The following is an 18,638-nucleotide window of genomic DNA, read 5'->3' on the forward strand; positions in this document are numbered from 1 at the left end:
CAACCGGCGCGCCATCCAATCAACGCTTGGCAGCCTCCAGTGCGGCGACGCCAGGCAACGTCTTGCCCTCCATCCACTCCAGGAACGCCCCACCGGCGGTCGAGATAAAGGTGAAATCATCCGCCGCGCCGGCCTTGTTCAGCGCAGCAACGGTATCACCACCGCCCGCGACCGAGACCAGTTGGCCCTGCACCGTCAGTTCAGCCGCGGCGCGCGCGGCGGCGTTGGTTGCGGCATCGAAAGGCTCTATCTCAAAGGCTCCCAACGGTCCGTTCCAGATCAGTGTCTTGCAGGCGGTCATCGCCTGGCGCAGCGCCTCGACCGTGTCGGGGCCGGCATCCAGGATCATTGCGTCCGCCGGGCACTGATCGACGGGCAGCGTCTCGGACGCCGCACCGGCCTTGAATTCGCGCGCGACGACGATATCCACTGGCAGGTGAATCTTGCAACCGGTCGCCTCGGCCTTTTCAAGGATGGCGCGGGCTGTCTCTGCCATGTCGCGTTCGGCCAGCGATTTGCCAACCTCGACGCCCTGCGCCACCAGGAATGTGTTGGCCATGCCGCCGCCGATCACCAGATGGTCGACCTTTTCGACCAGGTTCGTCAGCAGGTCCAGCTTGGTCGACACCTTGGCCCCGCCGACGACTGCCATCACCGGCCGCTGCGGATCGCCAAGTGCGGCTTCCAGCGCCTTCAGCTCGGCCTCCATCAGGCGTCCCGCACCGGCATGCATCAACCGCGCCAACCCTTCGGTCGAGGCGTGCGCACGGTGGGCCGCAGAGAACGCATCGTTCACATAGGCGCCGCCCAAGGCTGCCAGCGATGCGGCAAAGGTGCTGTCGTTCTGCTCCTCTCCCTCGTGAAACCGCGTGTTCTCCATCAGGGCCACCTGCCCCGGCTCCAGACCCGCGACGACACGCTTGGCAGCTCCGCCGATGCAGTCGTCGGCAAACACGACGGGTTGACCAAGCGCCGCTTCCAGCGCGGGGACAATCTGGCGCAGGCTCATGGTGTCGACGCGTTTCCCCTTGGGACGGTCGAAATGGGCCAAGAGGACCGGAATGCCGCCCTTTGCCTGGATGTCCTTGATCGTCGGCACGATCTTGTCGATGCGGGTCGTGTCGGTGACCTGGCCGTTTTCCACGGGAACGTTCACGTCGACGCGAGTCAGCACGACCTTTCCGTCAAGTTCCATGTCATCGATGGTGTTGAACTTTGCCATGTCGCATCCTTCAGGGTCCAAAAGTTGGCGAACTTGTCCCGCATGGCTGGCGCGGCGTCAACCGCGGCCGATGGATGCGCGCCGCCCTGCCGGTCGGACCCCATAACGGTTTCGCGCGTTGCGCCGGGCAGCGACAGTCCCTAGATCAGGGGTCGCACCTGACAAAGGAGGGCCTCATGGCCGATATCAAGGACCCGGAAAACACCATCGTCATCCAGCTCAAGGACGGCCCCGTCGTCATCGAGCTGCTGTCTGACGTGGCCCCCAAACATGCCGAGCGCATGAAGGAACTGGCCCGCGCCGGCGCCTATGACAACGTGGCCTTCCACCGCGTGATCGAGGGTTTCATGGCGCAGACGGGCGACGTGGCCAATGCGAACATGGAAAAGGACTATAACCCCGGTCGCGCCGGTACCGGCGGATCGGACAAACCGGACCTGCCGGCCGAATTCTCCAAGTTGCCGCATGACCGTGGCACCATCGGCGCCGCCCGGTCGCAGAACCCGAACAGCGCCAACAGCCAGTTCTTCATCAACTTCAAGGACAACCATTTCCTGAACGGCCAATACACCGTCTATGGCCGCGTCATTGAGGGAATGGACCATGTGGACAAGATCGCCCGGGGCGAACCGCCGGTGAACCCGGACCGCATGATCAGCGTCAAGGTGGCTTCCGATGCGTAAGATCGCGATCATCCCCGCACTGCTGATGCTGGGCACCGCCGCGACCGCGCAGGGCACCAACCCGCAGGTCGAGGACACCGACGGACCGAACATGGTCATCGAGGTCGCAGATGCCGAGGGCACGTCCAAGGGAACGATTGTTCTGGACCTGCGCGAGGATCTGGCCCCCAATCACGTCGCCCGCCTTGTCGAGCTGACCCAGTCGGGCGCCTATGACGGCGTGGTGTTCCACCGCGTCATCGACGGCTTCATGGCCCAGACCGGCGACGTCGAGAACGGCCGTCAGGATGGCGATACGGCCATGGCCGGAATGGGCGGTTCCGATATGCTCGATCTGGAGGCAGAGTTTACAGAGCAGACCTTTGACCGCGGCACCGTGGGCATGGCCCGCGCGATGGATCCCAACAGCGCCAACAGCCAGTTCTTCATCGACCTGGCCCCGGCACCGTTTTTGGACGGCGAATATACCGTCGTGGGCCAGCTGATCGAAGGCTGGGACGTACTGGACGCCATCAAGAAGGGCGATGCCGCCACAAACGGATCGGTGACCGAGCCCGACTATATGATGACGGTGACCATCGCGGGCGCTGCCGACGCCGATGAGGCCCCGGCCGCAGACACCCCTGCAGAAGATGCACCTGCAGAGGACGCCGCCGCAGAAGAAACGCAAGGCTGAACACGCCAAACCCGATCAGGGGGCCGCGGCCCCCTGATCACCGCCATGCGCACCGGCGGGCCAAAGATCACGACTGTTGGACGTCATCCGAATGTGCCCACGGGTCGCATGACCCGGCGTCCAGATGCCCCATTATGATCTTGCGGGACGCCCGTCGCCACCCCTAGGGTGCGAGTGACATGACCAGCGCGCCCCATTCCCCCACTGCCCTGCAGATCACGCCTTCGGCGCCGATCAGCCGCGACCTGCACGGGTGGCGTGCAAAATGCCTGCAACGATTGGTACGGATGCAGCTGCCTGTCCCGCGCAGCTTTGCAATACCAGCCGATACGGTGCGCATGATTGCTCAGGGACGGCGTATTCCGCCCGACGTCCTGCTGGATATCTTTGCCGGAAGCGGTCTGGTCAGCGTGCGGCCGTCTGCGGCGATGCCCGAATGGGGCGGACCGGGGACGGTTCTGAATGTCGGCATCAATGACGCCCTGCACGCACGGTTGGCCACGGCCATCGGACAGGATAATGCGGACGCCGTCTATCTGTCCTTTGTCCAGAGTTATGCGATCCATATCGCGCGGCTGGACCCCGACCTGTTCACGCATGACGGCCCCGGTGCCTTGGCCGCCAGCCTGCGTTGCTATCAGGAGGAGATGGACCAGCCGTTTCCCCAGGACCCAACGGAACAACTGTCCGAAGTGTTGCGCAGCATGGCGCGCGCCTGGGACGGGCCGACAGCGCGGCTTTTGCGGCAGGCCAAGGGCGCGCCCGCAGATGCGCCACTGGGTCTGGTCGTACAGGAAATGGCGCTGGCGCTTGGCCCAGGCGTCTGCGGGTCGGGCACGATCCAGTTCATCGACCCTGTCACCGGCAACCCCCGCGTGACCGGACGCTTTCGCGGGCAATGGCACGGTGGCACAGTCGGCACGGGCGCAGAAACGCTGTACCTGACCAGCGACGACCGCGGCCCGGCGTTGGAGGACACCGCGCCCGAGATCTTTGCCGATCTGGTTCGCTTTGGCATCGCCGCCCGCGAACGCCTGCGCGAGGAGATGCAGATCGAGTTCGTTGTCGCAGAGGGTCGGATCAGCGTCATCGACGCCACCCGCGTGGCCCGTGGCAGCCGCGCCAGCGTGCGCATCGCGGTCAGCCTTGCCCGCGATGGCATCATTCCGCCGGAAGAGGCCCTGATGCGGGTCGAACCGCGCGCCCTGGCCGACCTGTTGCACCATCAGATCGACCCGCGCGCGCCCCGTGACGTGATCGCGCGCGGTATCGACGCCAGCCCCGGCGCCGCCACCGGCCGCATCGTCTTTTCCGCCGCCAGCGCCCAGTCCGCCCATGCGCGGGGCGAGCCGTGTGTTCTTGTCCGGCGCGAGACCGTGCCCGAGGACATCCGCGGCATGCACGCGTCCGTCGCGGTGCTGACCGAACGGGGCGGCACGACCAGCCACGCGGCGGTGATCGCGCGCGGCCTGGGCCTGCCCTGCATCGTGGGTGCCAGCGGCCTGACGATCGACGCCCGCGCCCGGACCGTCCGCGCCGGCACCCGCACCCTGCACGAAGGCGACGAAATCACCATCGACGGCAGTTCCGGCGAGGTTCTGTCGGGCGCTGCTGTCCTGTTGCCGCCGGCGTTGGACGACGCGTTCACCCAGCTGATGGACTGGGCCGCCGAAACGGGTGGCATGGGCGTACGCGCCAACGCCGACACACCCGAGGACGCCCGCGCCGCCCGTCGTTTTCAGGCGCAGGGCATCGGTCTGTGCCGCACGGAACACATGTTCTTTGATGCCGAACGCCTGCCCGCCATGCGCGAGATGATCTTTGCCGACACCCCCGAAGATCGGCGCCTGTCGCTGGAACGCATTCTGCCTATGCAGCGCCAGGATTTCGCCAGCCTGTTCGAGATCATGGCCGGCCTGCCCGTCACCATTCGCCTGTTCGACCCGCCGCTGCACGAATTTCTGCCCCACGACCGTGAGGGATTGCGCGAACTGGCCGAATCGCTGGATCTGCCACTGTCTGATGTGACCCGGCGCGTTGACGCGCTGACCGAATTCAACCCGATGCTGGGCATGCGGGGGGTACGGCTCGGGATCACCGTCCCAGAGATCTACGACATGCAGGCCCGCGCGATCTTTGAGGCCACGGTCGAGGCCAGCCGCAAGGGCGATCCCGTCGTCCCCGAAATCATGATCCCTCTGGTCAGCGCGATGCGCGAGGTCGAACTGGTCAAGACCCGCATCGACGCGGTCGCCGCCGCCGTCCGCAACGAGATGCGGACCGATTTCACCTATCGCCTGGGCGTGATGGTGGAAACGCCCCGCGCCGCCCTGCGCGCGGGCGACATCGCGGCTCACAGCGCGTTCCTGTCATTCGGCACGAATGACCTGACACAGATGACCTATGGTCTGTCACGTGACGACGCGGGACGCTTTATGGGGGCCTATGTCGGTCAAGGCGTTTATGCCGAGGATCCGTTTCACGTTCTGGACCAGGACGGTGTCGGAGAGTTGCTGTTGATCGGCGTCCAGCGCGCCCGCGCCCAGTCGCCGGGCATCACCCTCAGCGTCTGCGGAGAGCATGGAGGCAACCCTGAATCGATCGCGTTCTGTCATCAGGCCGATCTGGATTATGTGTCCTGTTCGCCGTTCCGCGTGCCTGTCGCGCGGCTTGCAGTTGCCCAATCCGTGATCCGAAATCGTCCATCCGCGGCACGGCCCTGATTCTGCAACCGCAGGGCGTTAATTTGGCTGGACATAACATCGGGCCACGTGTGGATGCGCCGTAAGCCGCCGGAATCCCCAAAACGCCCCGGCGGAATGCTGCCTAAAAATGGCCTTTAGCCCACAGTTCCGCGCCTCACGTCAATGTTGGCTCGTACAGCATATGCTGAAAATTCTATGCACATCGTCAGCCCGCCCGGCGTGACAGCATGCTTCTGTCGACCGGGCTTTAATGCCCCGTCAACACGGGACCCTGTATAGGACTGTACATGCCCAAGCTGTCAATCCGGCTGGCGCACGCTCTGTTATGTGCGGCAACAGCCATGCCCCTTTTGTCCACCACTGCCCTTGCCGGGGGGAACGGATCTCTTTTTTCCGCCGATACCGGCATGTTCACCGCTTTGCAAGCCGCTGCGAACGCGCCGCGGCCCACGCCGTTGCTTTATACCGACGCGATGCCCGTCTCGGTCGAGATCACTCCCGATGAGCCCGTCGAAAACCTGCATCTGGCGAACACCCGTACCGTCATCACCCGTGCTGATCTGGATTGCATGGCAGAGGCGTTGTACCACGAGGCCCGCGGCGAGGGTCGCCAAGGCCAGATGGCCGTCGCAGAGGTCATTCTGAACCGCGTGGACAGCGGCGCGTTTCCGCGAACCGTCTGTGGCGTGATCAATCAGCCCAGCCAGTTCAGCTATACCATCGGCGGCGCCAAACCGATCCGCAACAAGGCGGCCTATCTGCGCGCCCAGGATATTGCCGCCGACGCCCTGTCAGGCGCGCCGCGCCAACTGACCGGCGGTGCCACTTATTTCCACACTCCCGCGGTCAGCCCGTCCTGGTCGCGCCGCTTTCAACGCACGGTCCAGATCGGTAGCCATATCTTTTATCGCACCAATCAGCGCGTTGCGTCGAACTGAGGCCTGCGGTGGGGCTTGTCCGCACCGCGGATTTGCTGTGAATGGCGGATATGGAACATCCTGACCGCATCTTTCTGCGCGACCACGTCATCTCGGCCGAAATCGGTGCGTTTCAATCGGAACGCGGCCTTGAACAGCGTCTGCGCTTCAACCTGACCGTGGACCTGCGCGACGGCGTCGCGGACAGCGGCGACCATGTCGATCATGTCCTGTCCTATGACGTGCTGACGCAGGCTGTGGACACGGCCTTGGCCGACCAGCGTTATAACCTGGTCGAGACGTTGGCCGAACGCATCGCCGCCGAGGTTCTGGCCCACCCCCGCGCGGCCCGCATCGACGTCAGCGTGGAAAAACTGGACCGCGGTCCGGGCGCGCTTGGCGTGGCGATCGTGCGCCATCGCGGTCGCGTGCCCGCCACGGGCGTTCCCGCGCATGTGTCGATCCTGGTGCATGCGCCGGGCGCACCACTGCCAGAAGGCGCCGTGGTGATCGTGCCCGGGACGGATGCCGTGGCCACTGACGGGCCGCATGCCCGTCGTCTGGCGCTGTTGGCGCTGGATCAGGCTGCCTGGCGTCTTGGCGGCGCACTGGGCATCGAGGTCGCAGAGACGCGGACTGAACTGGACGCCGCAATTCAGCGGCGCCAACCGGTGATCTGGGCGCCCACGCGCCTTGCCGCCGATGCGGCGGATGCGGGGAATGTGCCGGACAGCCTGGCGCTGTGGCTGGCCGATCGCCTTGGTGCGCATCACATCGATTTTGCCGGTGCCGATGACAGGTCATTGCCTGCCGTGCCGGACGGGATGTCGATCAGCGTCGCACGCCTGCGCACCGACTGAGATCGGATGATGCGGGACGGTCTCTATTATCGCCCAATCCCACAGGATCAGGGCGGGCGCTGGACCCTCGCGGGGGGCTGGATGACGTTCACGCATCTGGAAATCCTGGAGCGTGGGGCACCGCCTCGGATCACGGACAGCGCCCCGGACCATGTGATGGCCGCGTTGACGATTACGCGCCCGCCCCTTTTGGGCCTGACACTGGATCAGCCGCGTCTGATGGGCATCGTCAACGCCACCCCCGACAGCTTTTCCGACGGCGGCCAGTACGATCCGTCGGTACAGGCCAGCGCGCTAGTGGCGGACGGTGCGGACCTTTTGGACGTCGGCGGTGAATCGACCCGCCCCGGCGCCGATGAGATCGCAGCGCCAGAAGAGATCAGCCGTATCATCCCCGTCATCGCCGCTGCGCACCGGTTGGTCCCGGTCTCGGTCGACACGCGCAAGGCGGCGGTGGCACAGGCTGCACTGGCGGCCGGGGCCGCGATGGTCAACGACGTGTCGGGATTTGATTTCGACGCCGGACTGGCGCCATTGGTGGCGCGGTCCGGGGTGCCGGTATGCCTGATGCATGCGCAGGGGCTGCCTGCCACGATGCAGGACGATCCACGTTATGATGACGTGCTGTTGGATGTCTATGACGCGTTGGCTGCGCGCATCGACAGGGCGGTCCGGGCGGGAATTCCCCCCAACCGTATCGTGATCGATCCGGGCATCGGCTTTGGCAAGACAGAGGCGCATAATCTGGCGATTCTGCGGCGGATCTCGCTGTATCATGGGCTGGGCTGTCCGATCCTGCTGGGCGTGTCGCGCAAGCGGTTCGTCGGACGGATTGGCGGCGCACAGACGGCGGCGGACCGCATGCCCGGCACGCTGGCCCTGACGGTTGCCGCGATTGCGCAGGGGGTCCAGATCCACCGCGTCCACGATGTCGCGGAACACGCACAGGGGCTGCGCCTGATCGCGGCCCTCAACAAGAACGGGAAGGCAGGGACATGAGCAGAAAGCTTTTCGGGACAGACGGGGTCCGCGGGCGCGCCAACACCTATCCGATGACCGCCGAGATGGCGCTGCGCCTTGGCGCCGCCGCCGGTCGATATTTCCGCCGCGACGGACGCAACCGGCACCGGGTGGTGATCGGCAAGGACACGCGCCTGTCGGGCTACATGCTGGAAAACGCGCTGACGGCGGGACTGACCAGCACAGGCATGAACGTCCTGCTGCTGGGACCGGTGCCGACGCCGGCGGTGGGGTTTCTGACGCGGTCGATGCGGGCCGATCTGGGGATCATGATCTCGGCCAGTCACAACCCGGCCGAGGATAACGGCATCAAGTTCTTTGGCCCCGACGGCTTCAAGCTGTCAGACGATGCCGAGGCAGAGATCGAGGCGCTGGTTGCCGGTGCGCTGGACCCGGTCGCGCCCGACAGCATCGGTCGCGCCAAGCGCATCGACGACGGGCGCGGTCGTTACATGGAATATGCCAAGACGACCTTTCCGCCCAAGCTGCGGCTGGACGGGCTGAAGGTGGTGCTGGATTGCGCGAACGGTGCGGCCTATCGGGCGGCACCTGATGTACTGTGGGAACTTGGTGCGGACGTGATCCCCCTGGGCGTCAAACCTGATGGGTTCAACATCAACGACGGCGTTGGCAGCACCCATCCGCAGGCCTGCGTCGACGCGGTGCGCGCGCATGGGGCGCATCTGGGGATCAGCCTGGACGGCGATGCGGATCGGGTGGTGATCGTCGACCAGACTGGCCGCGTGGCGGACGGCGACCAGATCATGGCGTTGCTGGCGGGCCGGTGGGCCGAACAGGGTCGGCTGTCGGGCGGGGCGCTGGTTGCCACGGTCATGTCGAACCTGGGGCTGGATCATTACCTGACCGCGCGTGGATTGCGGCTGGAGCGGACGCAAGTGGGCGATCGCTATGTCGTGGAACGCATGCGCGAAGGTGGCTTCAATCTGGGCGGAGAGCAGTCGGGCCATATCGTGATGACCGATTATGCCACCACCGGCGACGGGTTGGTGGCGGCGATGCAGGTATTGGGCGCGATGGCCGAGACCGGCCGTGCTGCCAGCGAGCTGGTCACCCAGTTCCAGCCGGTGCCACAACTGCTGAAGAACGTGCGCTATGCCGCCGGTGCCGACCCGCTGGCGGCCGAGCCGGTCAAGCGGATGATCGCGGATGCCGAGGCACGGCTGGCAGGATCAGGGCGCGTGCTGATCCGCAGGTCCGGGACAGAGCCGCTGATCCGGGTGATGGCCGAAGCCGAGGACGAAGGTGTTCTGCGCGAGGTTGTCGACGGGATCGTCGCGGCGGTTGAACGCGCGGCCTGATTGCGTCCCGCGATGGCCGGGGGGCTATGCGCCCGCCGGTCATCACGCCCGATCGTGAGTCATGGTCTTTGTGCCATAGGGTCGAAGTCGTACAGCCAATCAAAGCGGCCGGGCATCAGCGATGGCGCAAAACGGTCAGCCAAGCGCAGCACGGAATGCGCCCCGAACCGCATCACACCCCCGAAATGGTAATTGCGGGCGTTGGCATTCGCGGCCTCGACGATGCGGGTGACGCGGGGGTGGCGCAGGGCCTGATAGCGGGCAAGGGCGCGGGGCTGATCCGCGATCGCGTCGAGACAGGCGGCCAGGGTCCAGGCATCCTCGATCGCCATGCCCGCGCCCTGGGCCAGAAACGGCAGGGTTGGGTGTGCCGCATCGCCCAGCAGAGCCAGCCGGTCGTCATGCCAGCGCGACGCGACCGGATGCCGAAACAGTCCCCACAGATGCGTGCGGTCCACCTGCGCCAGCCAGCCCGGCACAGGGCCACCCATGCCCGCGAAATTCGCGCGCAGGCGGTCAGGATCGCCGGGATGGCTCCAGCCTTCGTCCTGCCAGTCGGGGCGCTCCTCTACGGCGACGATGTTGCGCAGACCGCCGGGCAACGGATAGCTGACCAGATGTCGGCGCGGCGCCATGAATACCTGGGCCTCCGGCGCGCTGCCGGGATCGGGGATCAGGGCGCGCCATGCAGTCTGGCCGGTAAAGAACGGCACCTGCTGACCGTTCAGGGCGGCACGATGGCTGCTGCGCAACCCGTCGGCGGCGATCGTGAGAGTACCCACAGGGTCCAAGACAGTGCGGCCCAGTTCAACGATCACGCCTGCCTGCCGTGCGGCGTTGGCCAGCAGTGCGATCAGGCGCGGACGATGGATCAGCAGAAATGGCGCATCGGGCCGGTGCGCCCGCAGGTCCATGCGCAGGACGCGCCGCCCATGCGCATCGTTCAGCTGCACGGCATCGGTGCGTCGCGCGGCGGCATGAAGCGCGGACCCGGCACCAAGCGCGTCCAGAACTCGGACCGCATTCGCCGAAAGCTGGATACCCGCCCCGACATCGCCCAGTTCGGGCGCACGTTCCATCACGGTGACCCGCGCGCCGCGCGAGGCCAGCGCCAAAGCCGCCGTCAGCCCACCGATGCCAGCGCCGATGACGGTCACAGTGCGGTTCAAAAGCGCGGACATGGATCTGACCCCGGGATGTGACAAGACCCCGCACCGGGCGGTGCCTGACGCGGGGCAGACCGACGGATCAGTCGTCGCGGTGGACGCGCTCCTTGCGCTCGTGGCGTTCCTGCGCCTCCAGCGTCATGGTGGCGATGGGGCGGGCATCCAGACGGCGCAGGCTGATGGGCTCGCCGGTCATTTCGCAATAGCCGAAATCGCTGGTCTCGATCCGGCGCAGGGCGGAATCGATCTTGCTGACCAGCTTGCGCTGACGGTCGCGGGTGCGCAGTTCAAGGGCGCGGTCGGTTTCCTCGCTGGCGCGGTCGGCCAGGTCCGGCACGCTGCGGGCGCTGTCCTGCAATCCTTCCAGGGTCTCGGCCGACTGGCTGAGCAGTTCCTGTTTCCAGGCCTCGAGCTTCCGCCGGAAATATTCGAGCTGACGCTCGTTCATGAAGGGCTCGTCCTCGGCGGGGCGATAATCCTGGGGAAGGAAGGTCTGGGCTTTCATTACGTCCTCCGGCGGCGCCGGGCGGAGCAAATTTACCGGCACCTTGCGCGGTCCCATAAAGTATGACGTGCGGCTTGTCACTAGGGTTCAGGGCGCTAATGATGCGCGACGTGCAATTCGCTGTGGCCGCGCGGGCAGTTGCGGCCAAGTATCCTGCACAGAAAGAGAGTTTTGATGCAGTTCACGGGAACCGACCGTTATGTAGCCCCGCCTGATCTGGCCATGGCGGTGAACGCCGCCGTCACGCTGGAACGGCCGCTGCTGGTCAAGGGCGAGCCCGGCACAGGCAAGACCGAACTGGCCCGCCAGGTGGCCGCCAGCCTGGGCATGCCGATCATCGAATGGCACGTCAAATCCACGACCAAGGCGCAGCAGGGCCTGTACGAATACGATGCCGTCAGCCGGTTGCGCGACAGCCAGCTGGGCGACGCGCGGGTGAACGATGTGTCGAACTATATCCGCCAAGGCAAGCTGTGGCAGGCGTTCGCGGCGCCGTCGCGGGTCGTGCTGCTGATCGACGAGGTCGACAAGGCCGATATCGAGTTTCCCAACGACCTGCTGCAGGAACTGGACCGGATGGAGTTCCACGTCTACGAGACGGGGCAGACGGTCCGCGCCACGCATCGCCCGGTCGTGATCATCACGTCGAACAACGAAAAGGAATTGCCGGACGCGTTCCTGCGCCGGTGTTTCTTCCACTATATCCGCTTTCCCGATGCCGCGACCCTGCGTGCCATCGTCGAGGTCCACCACCCGGGGCTGAAGCCGCGCCTGCTGGACAGCGCCCTGACCCAGTTCATGGACCTGCGCGACGTGCCCGGCCTGAAGAAGAAACCCTCGACCAGCGAATTTCTGGACTGGCTCAAGCTGATCCTGGCCGAGGATCTGTCGCCCGAGGATCTGGCCCGCGATCCCGCCACCATGCTGCCCCGGCTGCACGGCGCGCTGCTGAAGAACGAACAGGACGTGGCGCTGTTCGAAAAGCTGGCCTTCATGGCGCGCCGCCAAGGGCGCTGACGAGATCCGATGCATGCGTTTCCCGATTGCCGCCCGCCCTGCCCCACGATTAGGCTTGCGCCACATCGGAGGGAGAACATCATGAGCGATCAACAGGGTTTCGACACGCGGGCGATCCACGCGGGCGCCGCCGCCGATCCGGCGACCGGGGCGCGGCAGGTGCCGATCTATCAGACCACGGCCTATGCGTTCCGCGACGCCGATCACGCCGCGCGCCTGTTCAACCTGCAGGAGGTCGGATACATCTATTCGCGCCTGACCAACCCCACCGTCGCGGCCCTGCAATCGCGCGTCGCGGCACTGGAGGGGGGCGCAGGCGCGGTCTGCTGTTCGTCGGGCCACGCCGCCCAGATCCTGGCGCTGTTTCCGCTGATGGCGCCGGGGCGCAACATCGTGGCCTCCACCCGGCTGTATGGCGGGACCGTGACCCAGTTCAGCCACACGATCCGCCGGTTCGGCTGGTCCGCCAAGTTCGTCGATTTCGACGACCCCGATGCCCTGCGCGCGGCGATCGACGACGACACGCGGGCGATCTTTTGCGAATCGATCAGCAACCCCGGCGGCTCGGTCACCGACATTCCGGCGGTCGCGGCCATCGCAGATGCGGCTGGCATTCCGCTGATCGTCGACAACACGCTGGCCACCCCTTATCTGTGTCGCCCGATAGAGATGGGCGCGACGCTGGTCGTGCACAGCCTGACGAAATACATGACCGGCAACGGCACGGTCACCGGCGGCGTGGTCGTGGACAGCGGCAAATTCGACTGGTCGGCCAGCGATAAATTTCCCAGCCTGTCGGCCCCGGAACCGGCCTATCACGGGCTGAAATTCCATGAGACCTTTGGCAACATGGCCTTCACCTTTCACGGCATCGCCATCGGGCTGCGCGATCTGGGCATGACCATGAACCCGCAGGGCGCGCATTACACCCTGATGGGCATCGAGACGCTTGGCCTGCGCATGGAACGCCATGTCGCCAACGCGCAAAAGGTCGCCGCGTGGCTGGAGGCCGATGACCGCGTGGAACGGGTGACCTATGCGGGTCTGGAAAGCTCTGCGTGGAATGGTACGGTGCGCAGGCTGTACCCCAAGGGCGCGGGGGCGTTGTTCACGTTCGCGATCAAGGGCGGCTATGCGGCAGCGGTCAGGCTGGTCGATGCGCTGGACCTGTTCAGCCATGTGGCGAACCTGGGCGATGCACGGTCGCTGGTGATCCATTCGGCATCCACCACGCACCGCCAGCTGACCGAGGATCAGCAGCGCGCCGCCGGTGCCGCCCCCGAGGTCGTGCGCCTGTCGGTGGGAATTGAGGATGTGGACGACCTGATCGCCGACCTGGATCAGGCGCTGGCCAAGGCCACCGCCTGAGGGAAACGGGCCGGGGATCACCCCCGGCCCGTCCATGCGGGGTCAGTTCGCCGGGGTCTCGGGCAGCGGCTCGACGATGCCCGGAACGATCGGCTCATCCGGCGCGGGCGCACCGTCACCGGGCATCGGCGGGTTCACGGGACCGCCATCAGAACCACCTTCAGGGCCACCATGTTCCGCCATGCCGTGTCCATGATCGCCATGCTGCATCCCGTTGTCGCGCGGCCCTATGGGAGCACAGGCCCCCTCTCCGGCCAGCGCGTATTCGACCTCGACCTGGGCGGACATCTCGACCTCTCCGGCCTGGATCGGAACGGCATCGGCCATCGCGGCCTCCATGCGCATCATTGGGCGCGGGCCGCCCCCGCCGGTCTGAATATCGCGCAGGGTCAGCACCGGACCCAGATCGACGCCCGCGGCCTCTGCCAACAGATCGGCCTTGCGGCGCGCATCGGCGACCGCGTCGCGGCGGGCCTGATCCTGTGCATCGCCGCCATCCTCGCGGCTGAAGGTGATGCCGTTGATCTCATTGGCACCGGCGGTGACGATGGCATCCAGAACCTCGCCCAACCGGGCCAGGTCAGAGACACGCACCGCCACGGTGTTCGTCGCCTGATAGCCGGTGACGGTCGGCGCCCGGTTTTCACCGTATTGCATCAACGGGTTCAGGTTCAGCCCCGAGGTCTGAATTTGTGCCTGATCGATCCCGGCGCCGGTCAGCGCCTCGATCACGGCGCCCTGTTGGGTGCTGTTCTGCTCCATCGCGGCGGCGGCGCTGTCGGCTTGCGTGGTCACGCCCAGCTGGACGGTCGCCATGTCGGGGGCGACGCGGGTCTGTCCCGTTCCGCTGACCGTCAGTCGCGACGGGCCGGCAGGACCGCAGGCCATGGGCGCGGCAAGGGCGGGGGCCGCCATCAGGGCGGTCAGGGCCACGGACAGGGCCAGCCGCCCCGCAGGGAGGGCACGGAAGATCGGTCGCATCAGGGGATCCTTTCTGATCGCGTGTTCGCACGGACGTTGATGCCCTGCCCGATGCCCGCATCCTAGTCTTTTCGCGCGCAAATCCGATCACAGATATGGCAGTTCTTCTTTCAACGTTCCACAATTTGCGGTAGACATAAGAGGTGAACAATGACGTTGCGGGCAAGCCCACGTGACGCACCCCGAGCAGTGAAGACAGCCATGAACCAGCACGCCGCGCCACCCGAATTCGCCATGAGCTTTACCCAGGAGGCGGTTCGGCTGGAATGCCGCAACGGCCCTGACTGGCGGCCGTTGGGCGATGCACGCTTCGCCGGCGGCGATATGGCCGCCGTGCTGAACGGGCTGCGCGAACAGGCGGGCGGTCAGGCAGGTGAACTGGACACGATGCTGGTCATTCCGGACGACCAGATCCTGTATACGGTCTTGACGGTTCCCTTCGGGTCCGACACCGCCGCAACCATCGCGCGCGCGCTGGAGGCGGCAACCCCCTATCGGGCTGATGACCTGGCCTTTGACTGGTGTCCCGCCGCGAATGGCGACATAGAGACCCTGCGCGTTGCCGCCGTGGCCCGCCGCACCCTGCACGAGGCAGAGGATTTTGCCCGCGCCCAGGGGTTCCGCCCGTCGGGATTCCAGGCGCGTCCGGGTGATGACCGGTTCGAGGGCCATCCTGACTTTGGCCCCTCGCGGTTGGTTGAGGAACAGTTCAACCGCCGCCCGTTCAGCGAACCCGTCCTGAGTCAGGCACGCGTCACCGCCCCGCAAATCGAGGTGGAACAGCCCGGCGCACCGGTCGTCCCCGTCATCTCGCGGATCATCCCGCATTTTGTCATCGCACCCGCCGCGGCTCCCGCGCCGACGGTGGTCGACGTCACCGTCGACCAGCCGACGCCCACGACCGCAGAAACCCCGGCTGCCGTGATCCGTCACGGCACCGGGCCGCTGACCGCACAGCGCCTGTCCCCGCGCGCCGAGGCCGTACACAGCCGGGCCGCCGCCGCGCGGACGCAACGCGACAGTGCCGCGCCTGCCCAGCCCGCAGCGCCACAACTGGTCGATCGCTTGCGCGGACTGGACCCGGCCCGCCTGCCGGTGCTGGTTGGCGGGCTGGCGCTGATGCTTGTCATGGCGCTGCTGTTCCTTGGCCGCCCAGCACCCCAGACGGAACTGGCCGCGGCCCCAGAGGCACAGACCCCGGTCGAGGCACAGCCGCCGCAGGAGGCACCCGCCCCCGAAACGCAACCTGTCGTCGCACCGGTCGCGGTCGAACCGGAACCTGTCATTCAGGAACCTCTGACTGCCGATACCGCGGCAGCGATGTCCGACGAACCCGACGCGCTGGACGAGGCCTTGGCCGAGGCTCTTGCGCAGGCGCGTTCCACCATCGCGGAACGCGCCGCGACAGCACCGGTTGCCATTCCGCCTGCGGCATCGATGATCGCCGACTTGGCCCGGGCACCCGCCGGGGCCCCTGCAGCCGCGCCTGCACCCCCTGCTGAAACCGCCAGTGCTGCGGTGCCATTGCCCACCGCACCTTCACCTGCGGCACCAAACGCCACGCCTGCGGCAGTCCCGCCCACGTCGCAATCCCAAGCTGCCGCCGCGCAGGCCGAACGGCTGGCGCGGTCGGCCCGCCCGCCACGAGCGACGCCTGCCGCGGCAGCCGCGCCGGCCGCGCCGGATCGCCAGCCGACTGTCCCGGCGGACCCACTGCCCTTTGCCGTTCAGAACCAGACCACCGCCCCGGTCGCGGCCGCGCGTCCGCCGTCCCGTCCGGCCGCAGCCGTTGCGCCGCGGCCTGCGCCCGCATCGGCTCCGGCAAATCCGCCCGCCACAACCACGACCCCTGCCCCGGCAGCCCCCGCACAGGCCAGCCCTGCGCCGGCCCGTCCGCCAAGCCCCGCCCCGACACGTCCCGCCGCCGCGTCCGCAGCCGCCCCGGCACAACCAACCACGCGACCGCCGTCGCGGCCTGATCAGCTGTCCCTGCTGGACGAGGGCAGCGGCCCGGACAAACAGGTCCCGCTGACGCAGGCGGAACGCGTGCTGATCACCCTGCAATTGCGTGATCTGCGGACCGCACAGGCCGGTGCGGCACCGATGACCCATGCAGAACGCGGGCTGGTGTTCCAGCTGGCCGATGCCCGGCCCACACGCCGCCCGGTCGCCGTCCGGGCACCGTCTCAGCAGGCCGTTGAGGACGCTGTCGACGAGGCCCGCCCTGCTGCGCGGGCCAGTGCCGCCGCCAGTCTGGCCGCGCCGCGGCCCGCGGCTGTCGATCCCGGCCCGACCGCCGCCCCCTCTGGTGCGATCTCGCGGTCAGCACGTCCCAACAGTCGACCCGGCACGCGTGCCGTCGCAAACCCCGCGGCGTCTGACCGTGCTGTGGAGGCCGCCATCGCATCGGCCATCGGCGACAGCCCTGCGGCCCCCGGGGCGGTGGCACTGACTGCGTTGACATCGTCGGCTGTTCCTCCGCGCCGTGCGGGCCGTGCCGCGGTCAACGCGATGGTCGCGACGGCGGCGCCTGTTGCCGCTGCCCTGTCTCCGTCATCACCGGACCTGCGCGCCGCCGCGCAAGCACAGTCGGCCGAGGCCGCCATCGCCGATCAGCGCCGCCAGGACGCAGAACTCCAGGCGCAGGCCGAAGCCCGGGCCCGGTCACAGGCCGCAGCCGACGCCCAAGCCGAAGCCCAGGCACGCGCCCAAGCCGAGGCCCGCGCCCGCGCGCAAGCCCAGGCCGAGGCACAGTCGGCCGCGTCCCGCAACCAGCGCTATCAGCCGCCCGAGGTCGACAGCGAACCTGATGTGGTCGCCGCTGTTCCGCAAAACGCCATCGGGAACGCCGCGGCCAGCGCAACGGTCACGGACGGGATCCAGCTGAACAGCACCCAGATCATCGGCACGATCGGCGCAGGCCGCGCCAGCCGCGCGCTGGTGCGCCTGTCGAACGGGCGGGTTCTGACATTGCGCATCGGAGACCGCATCAACGGCGGCACCATCAGCGAGATCGGCGATAGCCGCATCACGTATCAGAAACAGGGCCGCGCCCATGCGCTTGGCGTGCTGAACGGCCAATAGATCCGATCACCCGTCCAGACGGGTGATCGTGAATCCCTCTTTCTGCAGCAGCGACAGGACGCCCGCATCTCCGGGCAGGTGCAGCGCACCGAACGCCGCGACGATGCCATCGTCACCCGCCGCAGCGGCCCCCGCCAGCAAGGTCGCGATCCAGGCGCGGTTGCGGTCGTCCATCAGACGGGTCTGGGCCAGAGCCATCTGGCCGTCAACCTCCTCTCTCGACAATCCAGAATTGGCATAGGCGTCGAACCGCCCGAACTCCCAGATTGCCCAGACATTCCCGTCGAAATAGGCATCCGTCAGCGTCACGGCGTAATCGTCGGCATAGCTGGCAGCAGGCAGGCTGGCCCGGATCATGTCCAATTCCTGTTCGGGGGTCAGGCCATCGAACAGGCCAAAGATCGTGTCCCACGGCTCCAGCGACCGGACAGGCGTGTCAGCCTCCTGTGCCTCTGCCACCAACAGGTGGTCCAGGCCCTCGGCTTTCTCGCCTTGCTCGGCCATGGTCCGGATCATGCAGGGCGACACGCCCAACATCAGCGCAACATACCACGGCCGCATCCTTGCGGTGATCACGCCGGGCGTGCCCCTGTCCGACATCGCCTGCGACAGCGTCGTCCATTCGGGAGCGGACAGGCGTTCCGGCAAGGTGGGACCGTCGGGATCGACCATCAGGGTCGGATCCTCGGTCAGCGCGCGGGTCAGTCGGGCCTCCTCCTCGGGGGCGGCTTCGACGTACAGGGCATGGGCACGCTCTATCAGCGGTCGGACCCGTTCGATCATGGGTTGGTGGCGCGCATCGCCGAAATGATAGGTGCCAACCAGTGTTATATGCTGGTCTCCGCGGACCGCCTGGAACAGCAACCCCTTGCGGAAGGGAACATCGCGGCTGGCGAATTCGATCGCCTGGGCCTGTTCGGGGGGCATGGTGTCGAACAGGTTCTGGCCAGTGCAGGCCGCCAATGCGCCCTGTCCTGACAGGGCGAACATCAGCGCAGCAATCATCAGTCGCATGGGCATTCCTGCTGTTTTTCCACAGCCTCAAATTGGCATGTTTGACCCCGCGCCGCCAGACGTCGACGCACGACGACCCGTTGACAGAGAATGGTGGTTCG

General features: G+C 66.8%; 15 protein-coding genes. 10 read left to right on the plus strand and 5 right to left on the minus strand.

Annotated features, from left to right (window positions below; genetic code table 11):
* Window positions 1-19 precede the first annotated feature (19 nt).
* Complete coding sequence (locus ACJJVR_RS15115) at window positions 20-1,222, minus strand: phosphoglycerate kinase (RefSeq protein ID WP_405405780.1); 1,203 nt, start codon at window positions 1,220-1,222, stop codon at window positions 20-22.
* 176 nt (window positions 1,223-1,398) lie between these two features.
* Between ACJJVR_RS15115 and ACJJVR_RS15120 the strand changes: the two genes are divergently transcribed.
* The 7 genes from ACJJVR_RS15120 (at window position 1,399) to glmM (ending at window position 9,402) form a co-directional block, all read left to right on the plus strand.
* Window positions 1,399-1,905 carry a peptidylprolyl isomerase gene (locus tag ACJJVR_RS15120; protein ID WP_405405781.1) on the plus strand — a complete coding sequence of 169 codons (507 nt, stop codon included), beginning with the start codon at window positions 1,399-1,401 and terminating at the stop codon, window positions 1,903-1,905.
* On the plus strand, window positions 1,898-2,581 hold the full coding sequence (locus tag ACJJVR_RS15125; protein WP_405405782.1) for a peptidylprolyl isomerase: 684 nt from the start codon (window positions 1,898-1,900) through the stop codon (window positions 2,579-2,581). Before ACJJVR_RS15120 ends, ACJJVR_RS15125 begins: the two co-directional genes overlap by 8 nt.
* A 179-nt stretch (window positions 2,582-2,760) precedes the next feature.
* Complete coding sequence (locus ACJJVR_RS15130) at window positions 2,761-5,304, plus strand: putative PEP-binding protein (protein ID WP_405405784.1); 2,544 nt, start codon at window positions 2,761-2,763, stop codon at window positions 5,302-5,304.
* 269 nt (window positions 5,305-5,573) lie between these two features.
* Window positions 5,574-6,224 (plus strand): cell wall hydrolase, encoded by a 651-nt coding sequence (locus tag ACJJVR_RS15135; RefSeq protein WP_405405785.1) that lies wholly within the window; start codon window positions 5,574-5,576, stop codon window positions 6,222-6,224.
* 41 nt (window positions 6,225-6,265) lie between these two features.
* Entirely contained in the window at window positions 6,266-7,063 is a 798-nt protein-coding gene (locus tag ACJJVR_RS15140) for a dihydroneopterin aldolase (RefSeq protein WP_405405786.1), read from the plus strand.
* 6 nt (window positions 7,064-7,069) lie between these two features.
* Window positions 7,070-8,062 (plus strand): dihydropteroate synthase, encoded by a 993-nt coding sequence (gene folP, locus ACJJVR_RS15145; protein WP_405405787.1) that lies wholly within the window; start codon window positions 7,070-7,072, stop codon window positions 8,060-8,062.
* Window positions 8,059-9,402 carry a phosphoglucosamine mutase gene (glmM, locus tag ACJJVR_RS15150; protein WP_405405789.1) on the plus strand — a complete coding sequence of 448 codons (1,344 nt, stop codon included), beginning with the start codon at window positions 8,059-8,061 and terminating at the stop codon, window positions 9,400-9,402. The genes folP and glmM overlap by 4 nt, the downstream gene beginning before the upstream one ends.
* A 59-nt stretch (window positions 9,403-9,461) precedes the next feature.
* Here glmM and ACJJVR_RS15155 read toward each other — a convergent pair whose 3' ends face one another.
* Together ACJJVR_RS15155 and dksA are read right to left on the minus strand one after the other, a co-directional pair.
* Window positions 9,462-10,583 carry an FAD-dependent oxidoreductase gene (locus tag ACJJVR_RS15155; protein WP_405405791.1) on the minus strand — a complete coding sequence of 374 codons (1,122 nt, stop codon included), beginning with the start codon at window positions 10,581-10,583 and terminating at the stop codon, window positions 9,462-9,464.
* 67 nt (window positions 10,584-10,650) lie between these two features.
* Window positions 10,651-11,073, minus strand: coding sequence for an RNA polymerase-binding protein DksA (gene dksA, locus ACJJVR_RS15160; protein WP_405405792.1), 423 nt, complete (start codon window positions 11,071-11,073; stop codon window positions 10,651-10,653).
* Window positions 11,074-11,247: 174 nt separating this feature from the next.
* Here dksA and ACJJVR_RS15165 point away from each other — a divergent pair, with 174 nt between their 5' ends.
* Together ACJJVR_RS15165 and ACJJVR_RS15170 are read left to right on the plus strand one after the other, a co-directional pair.
* The gene (locus tag ACJJVR_RS15165) at window positions 11,248-12,090 is read left to right on the plus strand and encodes an AAA family ATPase (protein WP_405405794.1); all 843 of its coding nucleotides are present in this window, start codon (window positions 11,248-11,250) and stop codon (window positions 12,088-12,090) included.
* An 81-nt stretch (window positions 12,091-12,171) separates the two neighbouring features.
* Window positions 12,172-13,458: an O-acetylhomoserine aminocarboxypropyltransferase/cysteine synthase family protein gene (locus ACJJVR_RS15170; protein WP_405405796.1), complete on the plus strand. Its 1,287-nt coding sequence runs from the start codon at window positions 12,172-12,174 to the stop codon at window positions 13,456-13,458.
* Between the two features lie 42 nt (window positions 13,459-13,500).
* Here ACJJVR_RS15170 and ACJJVR_RS15175 read toward each other — a convergent pair whose 3' ends face one another.
* Window positions 13,501-14,439, minus strand: a complete 939-nt coding sequence (locus ACJJVR_RS15175) for an SIMPL domain-containing protein (RefSeq protein ID WP_405405797.1) — start codon at window positions 14,437-14,439, stop codon at window positions 13,501-13,503.
* Window positions 14,440-14,640: 201 nt separating this feature from the next.
* Between ACJJVR_RS15175 and ACJJVR_RS15180 the strand changes: the two genes are divergently transcribed.
* Window positions 14,641-17,523, plus strand: a complete 2,883-nt coding sequence (locus ACJJVR_RS15180) for a hypothetical protein (RefSeq protein ID WP_405405799.1) — start codon at window positions 14,641-14,643, stop codon at window positions 17,521-17,523.
* A gap of 6 nt (window positions 17,524-17,529) precedes the next feature.
* Here ACJJVR_RS15180 and ACJJVR_RS15185 read toward each other — a convergent pair whose 3' ends face one another.
* The gene (locus ACJJVR_RS15185; protein ID WP_405405800.1) at window positions 17,530-18,537 is read right to left on the minus strand and encodes a TraB/GumN family protein; all 1,008 of its coding nucleotides are present in this window, start codon (window positions 18,535-18,537) and stop codon (window positions 17,530-17,532) included.
* Window positions 18,538-18,638 lie beyond the last annotated feature (101 nt).

This window comes from Paracoccus sp. Ld10 (assembly GCF_045064235.1).
GTDB lineage: Bacteria > Pseudomonadota > Alphaproteobacteria > Rhodobacterales > Rhodobacteraceae > Paracoccus.